This is a genomic window from Rhodococcus sp. 14-2496-1d (assembly GCF_002259365.1).
In the GTDB taxonomy this organism is placed as follows: domain Bacteria; phylum Actinomycetota; class Actinomycetes; order Mycobacteriales; family Mycobacteriaceae; genus Rhodococcoides.
Window position 1 is genome coordinate 1 of record NZ_NPFV01000055.1, and the last position, 10,324, is coordinate 10,324.

The following is a 10,324-nucleotide window of genomic DNA, read 5'->3' on the forward strand; positions in this document are numbered from 1 at the left end:
GTAAATGGTTCGCGTTGGTAACCAATGCTCTGACCTGCGGCGATGCACCCCAGGGGGGTGCCCCTAAGCCCCCCTCCTCGAGGTTCGCCGTGGGGGAGGGCTCTCCGAGGTGCGGAGGGTTCAAGAAGTTCCGAAAAAATCGAGAGGCCTACCGATGTTCCAGCGCCCAATCCGTCAACCATCCGACGCGGAGTATCTGCGGCGGGTTGAGAAGTGGATGAATCCAGGTTTGGAGTTCAGTCAGGAGAAGGCCGCCGAGAAGGCGCGCATCGCTCGACTGTTCGGTGGGGGCGCGCAAGCCAACTCCGCTCGACACTGAAAGGGAACTGCGACATGCCAGCGCAGAATGTGAACCGCGGTCGAATACATGACCTACCCCGCAGGTTCCGAACTCGATGCCTCGACGTCGATGCGATGCAGTTCGATGGTTCCTCGGCGAGCGGGCAGGACATCGTCAGTTGGGTGTTCCTCCGAGGCGGTGTCGCGTCGTGGACCGAGTCCATGCCGGCCAGAAACCCAGACAGTGACGGTAAGAGTTGTCCAGCGCTACCAAGCAGGCTCACAGTCTGCGGCGTTGTTGTCGAACCGGGGTTCTGGGTGCTCGACGACAAGTGGACCGTCATGGCCGATGCACAGTTGCGCGAAAGGTTTCAGGAATGGCCCTGAGGGATCGCCTGCACAACCTGGTCGCGGCATGCGTCCGCAAGCTCGCCCACCGTATGGGTTGGTTCTGATCGTTTCTCCCGCGGCGCACTGCTGCGGTGTCTGTTCGGCGCACTGCCGAACGTAGGAGTTGGTGGCGATGACGAATCATGGAGGTGCACGCAGCAGGTCCGGGCCGAAGCCGTCGATGTACTCGGCCCGTTCGGATGCTCGCGATCTCAAAGCAACCCGTCTGCCGGTCGAGGGGTACAGCGACGACTTCCCTCCGCTCTCGGAGTTCCTGCCCGATGCCTCACAACGTGAAGGCCTCGTGTGGGCCGAGGCCTGGACAACTCCGCAGGCAGCGCAGTGGATTCGCGAGCCCTACCGGTTCCGCACGATCGCGATGTGGGTTCGCTGGACCGTGAAGATGGAAGATCCGGAAGCGCCCGCCGCCGTTGCGTCCGCCGCACTGCGTCTCGCCGATCAGATCGGTCTGACGCCGTCGGGTCTGAAGGAAAACGGCTGGGTCATCGTGCCCAAGGACCAGATCGTTCCGGAGTCGCCGGCCGCGAAACAGCGCACCGCGGGCAAGGTCATCGAACGAACGACGGGAACCGGTCGCCGGTTGCGTGGTGTAGCTCGGTCCGATGGCAGCGACTGAGTCGTACGCCGTCGACTTCCCCACCCTCGCTGACGTTCTCGACCCCTGGTACCAGGCGCACTGCTCGATCCCCGACGGATTCAACGTCGGGGATCCGTTCGTCATGGCCGACTGGCAGTTCTGGTGCACCGCGAACCACTACCGGGTGAAGAAGTCCGCTCGGTGGCAGCCGCGGAAGCCGATGCTGAACCAGGCGTTCACGTATCGGCGCTCGCAGATCGTCGGGCCGCAGAAGTCGGGTAAGGGTCCGTGGTCGGCGGCAGTCATCGCGGGCGAGGCTGTGGGGCCGACGTTGTTCGCGGGTTGGGCCGAGGACGGCGACGGGTACGCGTGCTCGGATTTCGGGTGTGGCTGCGGTTTCGAGCATGCCTACAACCCGGGCGAGCCGATGGGTATGCCGTGGCCGACGCCGATCATTCAGCTGACCGCGACGTCGGAGGATCAGGTCGACAACGTCTACGGACCGTTGACGACGATGATCGAGAACGGCCCGCTCGCGGAGCTGATGGGCATCCGGGAGAACTTCATCCGGTTGCCGGGCAATGCCCGCGACTCGATGGTGGAGAAGGTCACCTCGAATGCACTGTCTCGCATCGGAAAGCGCGTCTCGTTCGTGCTGAACGACGAGACCGGGCTGTACACGAAAGAGAACAAGCTCGTCGACGTCGCCGACGCGCAACGTCGAGGTGCGGCAGGTATGCAGGGCCGCACGATGGAAACCACGAACTGCTGGAATCCAGCGCAGCACTCGTATGCGCAGCGCACCTACGAATCGCGCGTGAAAGACGTATTCAAGTTTTACCGGATGCCGCCGACCGGGTTGCGTTGGGAGAACAGGAAAGAACGTCGAGAGTTACTGCGCTTCGTGTACGCGGGTTGCCCGTGGATCTCGATCGAATCCATCGATGCCGAGGCCGAGGAGATCTCGGAGACCGACCCACCGAAAGCAGAGCGCTGGTTCGGCAATCGCCTCGTTCAGGGTGTAGGTGCCTGGATGGATCAGGATGTCTGGGACGGTGCGTATGCGAGGGCCTGAGCGACTGTGGTTGCCCAATCCCAAGGCAGGCACTCAGATCTGCGTTGGGTTCGACGGGTCGGAGTCCAATGACTGGACGGCGATCCGCGCGCAGACGAAGGAGGGTTACTCCTTCACGCCCCGCTTTGGCGACGAACGCGCTCTGCGGCCGACGATCTGGAACCCGGCAGAGTACGGCGGTCAGATCCCACGCGATCAGCTCGAGGTGGCCGTCGAGCACATCTTCGACCGTTGGGATGTCGTCCGGATGTACTGCGACCCGGAGGGCTATTACTCCGAGATCGGTTCGTGGTCGGTGACATACGGTGCCGACAAGGTATTCGAGTGGCAGACGAACCGTCCACGCCAGATGCACGAGGCATTGTTGCGCTGCGAGACCGATTTGCGGAGCAAGCGAATGACGCACGACGGGTGCCCGATCACGACCCGCCATGTTCTGAATGCCCGCAACGTGCCGATGCCATCGCAACGGCATGGCATCCGTAAGCCAGTGGGCGAGCATCACCGCAAGATCGACGCGGCGGTCGCCACAGTCCTCGCCAACGAGGCCACAGCGGACGCTCTGGTGGCAGGTTGGCCGGACCCGGTCGACCAACGAGTGTTCTTTCGCCGACGCTGACAATTGAAGGAGGGGTTGTGACAGCACCGATTCTGCGGACGACCCTGTCTCCGGACCACCGAGACTTGATCGGCAAGATGAACGCCAATCTGTCTCGGCTGCAGCCGGCCGATCGGCTCCACGATCTGTACTTTGAGGGCGATCAGCGCGTCAAGCAGCTCGGTGTCGCTGTGCCCCCGGAACTGCGCATGTTCGAGACCGTCGCGAACTGGCCGCGGATGTACGTCGAGGAGATCGCTCGGCGACAGCGCATCAAGTCGTTGATTCGTCGGGACTCGACAGCTGCTGCCGTGATCGACGAGGAAGGCAACGAAGAATCGCCGAGGGTCTCTCGCAAGGACATCGCCCTGCAGGAAAGCTTCGACGTCAACAATCTGGCATCGGAAATCCGGCTCCTGAACAAGGAAACGATGATCTACGGCCGGTGCTACATGACGGTCGGCACCAACGAAGACGATCTCGACCACCCTCTGATCTCGGTCGAGTCTCCGCTGCAGATGTCGTGCCTGATCGATCAGCGGCGACGGCGGATGTCGGCGGCGTTCCGCCAGTTCCGTACCGATGATGGTGACAGAGTTGGAACCCTGTTTCTGCCCGATCGGACCATTCAGGTGATCGCAGGCCCGCGCGGGTGGCAGTACGACGAGGTGGGCGGCGACGCGGAGAACGAGGACGACAACGACGCTGTCGACCGACACGAGCTCGGTGTCATCCCGGTGGTCCTGTTCCTGAACCGCCGTCGTCTGGGTAAGTGGACCGGAACGACGGAGATGAAGGACATCATGGGCCTGACCGACGCGTGTGCGCGGTCGTTGGCGAACATGCAGGTCGCGCAGGAAACCCACGGCACGCCCGGAAAGTGGTTGCTCGGTGCCACGAAGGGCGACTTCGTCGATGAGGACGGAACGCCGATCCCGGTGTGGGAGTCGTATTTCACGGCGATGGCTGCGACAGCGAAAGGCCCGCGCGATGCCATGTTCGGGCAATTCAATGCCTCGGATCTGCGGAACTTCCACGACACGATCAAGCTCTACGCAGGCCTCGGATCGTCGGTGACTGGCCTGCCGATGCGGTACTTCGGCCAGAACACCGCCAATCCCGCTGCCGAGGGAGCTATTCGGGCCGACGAGTCGCGCATCAACGGCAACGCCGATGAGAAGAACGAGAGCCAAGGAACCGGCATCGGCTGGGCGATGGCGCTCGAGGAGCGATTCCGAACCGGTGAGTGGCCGGACAAGGGGACCGCAATCAAGGTCGAGTGGATCGATCCTGGTACGTCGACGAAAGCCGAGGAAGCGGACCATATCCAGAAGCTCAATGGCGGCACCCCGGTGTACTCGCGCGAGGGATCGTGGGACGAGCTCGGGTGGGACGAGGCCCGCAAGAATCGTGAACGTCGCTATTTCGCGGCCGAGAGCGATCCGGTTCTCGATCGTCTCAATCGTCAGTTGACCGAGGTACCCAAACGCACCCCGGGAGACATCGATGATTCCGGAACCGGCAGCTGACAGTTACGTTCGCCAGCAGGGCATTCAGAACGATGTCATCGACGCGGCAACGCAGATCTGGGGTCGTCGGCCGCCTCGCGATTTCGATGCATGGTTCGCCGACAACGTCGATCGACTGGTAGCGATCGTCACAGCCGGGCAGCAGGCCGCGGTGGTCGGTACCGACGAGTATGTTGCCGACACCCTCGACTCGTTGAGTCAGCAGGTCGAACCGACGGCATCCGTCCAGCCGGAAGGGTTGGTCGGAGTTGCATCGGATGGCCGCGCACTCGATTCGCTGATGTACTCGCCGATCATCACCGCGAAGGGTGAGATCAAGAAGGCCGTCGAACAAGGCCGCCCGATCGGAGCGGACGTCGTCGCTGCAGCGTGGGAGACCGGTCTGCGGATGACGCAACTACGTGTACAAACGCAGGTGGCCGACGCGAATCGAGTGGCGACCGGACTCAGTGTGACGGTGCGGCCGGAAATCGGGTACGTACGGATGCTCAATCCTCCGTCGTGCTCGCGGTGCGCGGTGCTGGCGGGCCGGTTCTACCGGTTCAGCAGCGGCTTTCTTCGGCATCCGTCATGCGATTGTCGTCATATCGCGGCCTCCGAGGATGTCGCAGAGGACGTGCGGACCGATCCGATGGACTACTTCGCATCGCTCGACACCCGGATGCAGGACAAGATCTTCACCGTCGCGGGCGCGCAAGCGATTCGCGAGGGAGCAGATATCGGGCAGGTCGTCAATGCTCGCCGCGGCGCGAACGGTCTCGACACTGCCGGTCGCCTTACGCGGCGGGACGTGTACGGACAAAGCTTGTTCACCACAAGCGAGGGTGTCACTAAGCGCGGTGTCGCAGGCAAGCTGATTCGTGCTCGCGGCCGTACCCCGGACACCACGCCGAGGTTGATGCCGGAGGACATCTACGAGATATCCGGTGGTGACCGCGACGATGCACTTCGGATGTTGCGGTTGAACGGCTACATACTCAACAGGTCCGGTCCCCGAACAGGCGCGGGATCACGCACTGGCCTGGTGCCGGAGCTCGTAGACGCACGCAATACCTCGGACGTTGCGAATACGGTGGATCTCGATGCTGTGGCTCGCGCAGCCGCACGAGACGAAGCCAATCGAGTTGCGGCCGAGAAGCTTCGACAGTCGAAGGTGCTCGCGCCTTCGGTCAGTGCAGGTGTACCGGCGACCGAAATTGCGGCTACACGAGCTACGCTCGATCGAATCCCGATTGCAGCGCGCGAGGAGCTCAAGCGCCAGTACGTTCGACTGTTCCTCACTCGGCGGGTGTCCCTGCTCGACGACGCCCAGGTGCGATCGCGGTACGCCACGATGGTCACCTCGGATGGCCGTCCTTCGGATGAGGTGTCGTTCTTCAGCCCGACGTACGGGGATGTGATCATTTCGACCGACCCGGGCAACGGGTCGCTCGACGTCGTCGCTCACGAGCTCGGGCACGCCCTCGACTACCGGGCACTGCGGCGCGAACCACCGTCGGTCACGTGGCAGGAGCAGGGTGCGAAGGCGCTGCCCGAATCAGCGAGACCGTCGGCGCAAACACCTGTCACGACGACAGTGTTTCGAATTCAGGACGATCCGTACGTCAAGTGGGCGCACGCACGAGTGGCTGCGGGGTCCGGGCCGGAGTATTACCGGCTGGGATCGCAGGGCAACGCAAGCAGTGGTCGCGCCGAGTGGATAGCGGAAGGCTATGCGGCAGTTCTGAACAACAATCGTCCGTGGTTGGTGTACAACTCGGGCGGCGATGAACAAGCAGCCGATATACTTGCATGGACTTTCCGACGACTGGGGGTGATCCGATGATTGTGCCGGTGTTGGTCCTCGGTGGTGGTCGTTACCTCGACGTCAGCGGCATTGTGGTCCCGGCGGAGCACACGTTCACCGATCAGGACGTGCGTGCGCAGCAGATATTTGACCCGGAGTTCGATCCGGATCTGGCCGCGGCTCCCGGTTCACCGGAGAAGTTTACGGAGGAGCGCCGACCGTATTGGTCGCAGGTTGCTGCATCCGGTGGTTATGTTCTCGACGAACTGATCCAGCTGTAACCGATCCTCTCCCACTGATTTCGTAAGGCCCCGAACGCATCTGCGGTCGGGGCCTTTTCTGTGCCCACGTCGTGCGTGGGCCGTTTCCGGCCTTACCCGCACCGGGTGGGGTCTCACGCTGCCCGCACGGGGCGCACCACTAGGAGAAGCAGCTCATGGGTAGAACCATCCTGTCCGACGACATGCTCGCACTGCTCGCATCACAGAATCGGCAGCCGATCGCGTGGTCGCAGCAACCGCTGCAGCAGCAGATGGATAAAGACGATCCCGACGACGACAACGACGTCGACGACGAGGACGATCCCGACGACGACAAAGACGTCGACGAGGACGATCCCGACGACGACAAAGACGTCGACGACGAGGACGATCCCGACGACAAGAAGTTGGGGCCCAAGGGCGAGCGCGCACTCGAGCGGATCAAGGAAAAGCTCCGCAACGAGAAGAAGCTACGTCGTGAAGCCGAGCAGAAGGTGCTCGACGCGGCGACGGACGGCAAGACCAAGACGGCCGAGCGCGACATTCTCGCGAAGGCCAACTCCCGAATTCTGCGTTCGGAGGTTCGGGCGGCCGCTGCTGGCAAGCTCGCCGACCCTGCCGACGCAGTCAAGTTTCTCGACCTCGATCAGTTCGATGTCGGTGAAGACGGCGATGTGGACCAGGACGAGATCGAAGACGCGATCGAGGACCTGGTCAAGCGGAAGCCGTACCTGGCCGCGCAAGGCGGCGAACAGAAGAAGAGGCGGACACCCAAGGGTGACCGCAGGCAGGGCGGTGGTGGTCGCGACGCGTCCGGCACCGTCTCGGCCGGCCGCTCACTGTACGAGGCCAAGAAGAAGAAAACCACCTAATCGAACTGACCTCTGAAGGAGGGACATTCACATGGATCTCAACGTCAAGCGCGAAGAGTTCGGCCAGGACGATCGGTCGTGGCTCGCCACTGCACACGGCACCGAAACCGCGCGTCCGATCAACATCGACGTCGCATCGTTCGCAGGCAAGTACCCCGACGGCTGGATCAAATCCGGGTACCCACTGAAGAAGATCGGAACTCGCTACGGCCTTCGCGTCGACGGCGACACCGATCCGATCGAGGGTCACCTCTACACAGCGGTGAAGGTTCCGGCAGGCCTCACGGTCGTGGCCGGCGCTTTGTACTGGCATGGCGCGGTCCTCACCGCGAAGCTGCCGCAGTCCGTCAACACCGCGGGGCAGGCAACTGCACGCGACATCCGATACTTCTAGGAAGGGGCTGAACAGCAATGGTGGCTCTGGTACTCAACAGCGACTACATTTCTCCCGCCGAACTGTCCGGCTACGTCCGCGAGGCGTTGAAGGACCGCCCGATCAATGATCTGGCGCTCATCGACGACCTGCTCCCGGACACCCTGATCGACGACGTCGACTTCCGGGCGAACATCACTCAGCTCGGGCTGCGACGTGCCGCGAAGTTCCGCACGTTCGATACCGAAGCTCCGCAGTCCGCGCGCAAGGGCGTGGCGCGGATCTCGGGTGAGCTGCCTCCGATCTCGGAGAAGCGCATGCTCGGTGAATACGATCGGCTCCGGCTGCGTAAGGCGGACAGCGCGATTCTCGACATCATCCTCAACGATGCAGTCGAGCTCGCCGAGGCGCTCAAGACCCGCATGATCATGGCGAAGGCTCAGGCAGTCGTGACCAGCGCGGTCTCGCTCGAACAGGACGGCCTCGAAGTAGAGGCCGATTTCCAGCGCTCGGCGAGCCATTCGGTGACCGCGGCGACACTGTGGTCCGGTGCGGCCGATCCGGTTCTCGATCAGGAGTCGTGGTTCACGGTCTTCCGACTCCTGAACTCGGGCAACCCCGCTCGCGCGATCACCTCGCAGCGCGTGATGTCCACGCTCATGCGGAACCTGGTGATCAAGGCGATGTGCCTCGCTCCCGGTGCGACGCAGGGAATCGTCACCCGTGAGCAGGTCAATGCCTTGTTCACCTCGTTCGGGCATCCCCCGTTCGAGATCTTCGACGCGCAGGTCGAGGACTACAACGGAAACACGGTCCGTCTGATCCCGGACGACCGAGTCCTGTATATCGCCTCCAACGGTGCCAAGCTCGGCGAAACCCTATGGGGCATCACGGCAGAGGCGATCGAGAGCGACTACAACATCGACGCCACCGAAGCGCCGGGCATCGTGGTCGGCTCGTACATCAACCCCGATCCAATTCAGCGGTGGACGAAGGCGTCGGGAATCGGGCTGCCGATCCTCGGCAACTCCAACGCGACAATGATTGCGAAGGTGCTGTGATGGCGAAACTCACCACAATCGTGCACGTTCCCGACGAAGACGGCACGTACCACATCTTCAACCCGGGCGACGAAGTCCCGGAGTGGGCGGTCAAGGCGATCACCAATCCGACGGTGTGGGACGAGCCGCCGGTGATCGCAGCCAAAGCCACGGCCGCGCGCAAATCTGCAGCGAAGAAGATCACCGCACGAAAGGCGACAACCACGCCTGCTGCAGACGGTGGCGATTCGTCCGACTCGGCCGCCGACGGAGACACCGGTGACAGCGCCGGTGACGACTCAGCTTCGTCCGATGAATCCGGTGACAAGGCCGATTCGTTGTCGGCTGATTCGTCGTCGTCCATCGGAGATTGACCGATGCCGTCGACGGATCCGCTGATCACCGTCGACCACATCCGCGACGCGAGTCAGGAGAGCTTCCCCGACGACGCGAATTCACCGGAGCTGAAACAGCTTCAGTTCCTCATACGATTCGCGTCCGGCAAGGCCCGTAACGATGTACGACGGGCATCCGGATTGGATCTCGACGCCGGACTCGCCGAGGGCCTGCTCGACCGTGACGTGATGATCGGTGTGATGTCGGTAGCGGTTATCCGTGCGCTGACGAACTTCCGGCGAGGCCTGGGCGTGAAGTCGATGCAGTTCCCGGAGGAGACGACCGAGTTCGATCTCGCTCCGGACGCGTCGTCGCTGGTGTACTTCACCGCCAGCGAGATCGCAGACCTGACACCGATGCCCGCCAAGGGCGGTCTCGAATCGTCATCGTTCTCGATATCGCCGTCGTACGCGCCGGACCGTCGACCACAGCACTACCGCAGGGACTTCCTCACATGAGGCGGTACCCACAGAACTGGTCGGTACTCCGCGAGAACCCCCCGGTCTACGACGACTCGACGGGCAACAAGATCCCGGTCCCGCCCACGGCGGTCCCGGTCACCGGCCTGTTGTCGCTGCGCTTCCTCGAAACGAAGCAGGAGCAGCATCCCGGAGACCTGACGACCAGCCAGATGGTGCTGCAGCTCAACGCTCCGGTACCCGGCGGATTGAACGGCAGGGATCGACTCCGCTTCGACGGCGACACCCGCACGGACGGAACGGATGCGACCAACATCGTCGAGGTCGGCCAGGTCGTCTACGTACGTGGCCGGCCGAAGGAGAGACGTTCGGCCGCCGGGGGACCGGTGCAGTACGTGGTCGCGATCGTCGAGCACGGATCGGATATGGCATCGAACCCAGAGTTGACCCCATAACCGAAAGCGAGTGATCCGCAATGGATCAGCCCGATGTGCAGCAGCCGAAACCGCAACCGCCGTATCCGAACACGTCGCATTTCGTGGTGGCGCAGTTGGCCAAGGATCTCGACGGGATGGCATTCGGCGCGGCTGATTGGCATTTCAACTTCCGTACCGACCCGAACTACTACGGCGCGCTCGCGCAGGCAGTGCTCAACGCACAGGCCGGGTGGTTCCTCGACATGCGAACCCGCGAATGGGTTCTGCGCGAA

13 protein-coding genes are annotated in these 10,324 nt (G+C 62.9%); all 13 read left to right on the forward strand.

The genetic code is table 11. The annotated features are described in order from the left end of the window. Positions 1-802 precede the first annotated feature (802 nt). On the forward strand, positions 803-1,306 hold the full coding sequence (locus CH296_RS29255) for a hypothetical protein (protein WP_094686293.1): 504 nt from the start codon (positions 803-805) through the stop codon (positions 1,304-1,306). Further along, complete coding sequence (locus tag CH296_RS29260) at positions 1,293-2,342, forward strand: terminase (protein ID WP_179277867.1); 1,050 nt, start codon at positions 1,293-1,295, stop codon at positions 2,340-2,342. The genes CH296_RS29255 and CH296_RS29260 overlap by 14 nt, the downstream gene beginning before the upstream one ends. Continuing rightward, a complete protein-coding gene (locus CH296_RS29265; RefSeq protein WP_179277868.1) occupies positions 2,329-2,961 on the forward strand; it encodes a terminase in 633 nt (210 codons plus the stop codon). The genes CH296_RS29260 and CH296_RS29265 overlap by 14 nt, the downstream gene beginning before the upstream one ends. Before the next feature lie 17 nt (positions 2,962-2,978). Further along, positions 2,979-4,469 carry a phage portal protein gene (locus CH296_RS28405; RefSeq protein ID WP_256980613.1) on the forward strand — a complete coding sequence of 497 codons (1,491 nt, stop codon included), beginning with the start codon at positions 2,979-2,981 and terminating at the stop codon, positions 4,467-4,469. Next, the gene (locus CH296_RS29270) at positions 4,447-6,294 is read left to right on the forward strand and encodes a hypothetical protein (protein WP_179277869.1); all 1,848 of its coding nucleotides are present in this window, start codon (positions 4,447-4,449) and stop codon (positions 6,292-6,294) included. The genes CH296_RS28405 and CH296_RS29270 overlap by 23 nt, the downstream gene beginning before the upstream one ends. After that, positions 6,291-6,536 (forward strand): hypothetical protein, encoded by a 246-nt coding sequence (locus CH296_RS28415; protein WP_094686294.1) that lies wholly within the window; start codon positions 6,291-6,293, stop codon positions 6,534-6,536. The genes CH296_RS29270 and CH296_RS28415 overlap by 4 nt, the downstream gene beginning before the upstream one ends. Before the next feature lie 155 nt (positions 6,537-6,691). Continuing rightward, complete coding sequence (locus tag CH296_RS28425; RefSeq protein WP_179277870.1) at positions 6,692-7,387, forward strand: hypothetical protein; 696 nt, start codon at positions 6,692-6,694, stop codon at positions 7,385-7,387. 31 nt (positions 7,388-7,418) lie between these two features. Beyond that, entirely contained in the window at positions 7,419-7,781 is a 363-nt protein-coding gene (locus tag CH296_RS28430) for a hypothetical protein (protein WP_094686296.1), read from the forward strand. A 17-nt stretch (positions 7,782-7,798) separates the two neighbouring features. Continuing rightward, positions 7,799-8,821, forward strand: coding sequence for a major capsid protein (locus tag CH296_RS28435; RefSeq protein WP_094686297.1), 1,023 nt, complete (start codon positions 7,799-7,801; stop codon positions 8,819-8,821). Next, the gene (locus CH296_RS28440; protein WP_143546472.1) at positions 8,821-9,174 is read left to right on the forward strand and encodes a hypothetical protein; all 354 of its coding nucleotides are present in this window, start codon (positions 8,821-8,823) and stop codon (positions 9,172-9,174) included. Before CH296_RS28435 ends, CH296_RS28440 begins: the two co-directional genes overlap by 1 nt. Before the next feature lie 3 nt (positions 9,175-9,177). Further along, on the forward strand, positions 9,178-9,654 hold the full coding sequence (locus CH296_RS28445; RefSeq protein ID WP_094686299.1) for a hypothetical protein: 477 nt from the start codon (positions 9,178-9,180) through the stop codon (positions 9,652-9,654). After that, the gene (locus CH296_RS28450) at positions 9,651-10,070 is read left to right on the forward strand and encodes a hypothetical protein (protein ID WP_094686300.1); all 420 of its coding nucleotides are present in this window, start codon (positions 9,651-9,653) and stop codon (positions 10,068-10,070) included. Before CH296_RS28445 ends, CH296_RS28450 begins: the two co-directional genes overlap by 4 nt. Positions 10,071-10,090: 20 nt before the next feature. Beyond that, positions 10,091-10,324, forward strand: a 234-nt coding sequence (locus tag CH296_RS28455; protein ID WP_143546473.1) for a hypothetical protein, incomplete at its 3' end; no start/stop codon positions are given.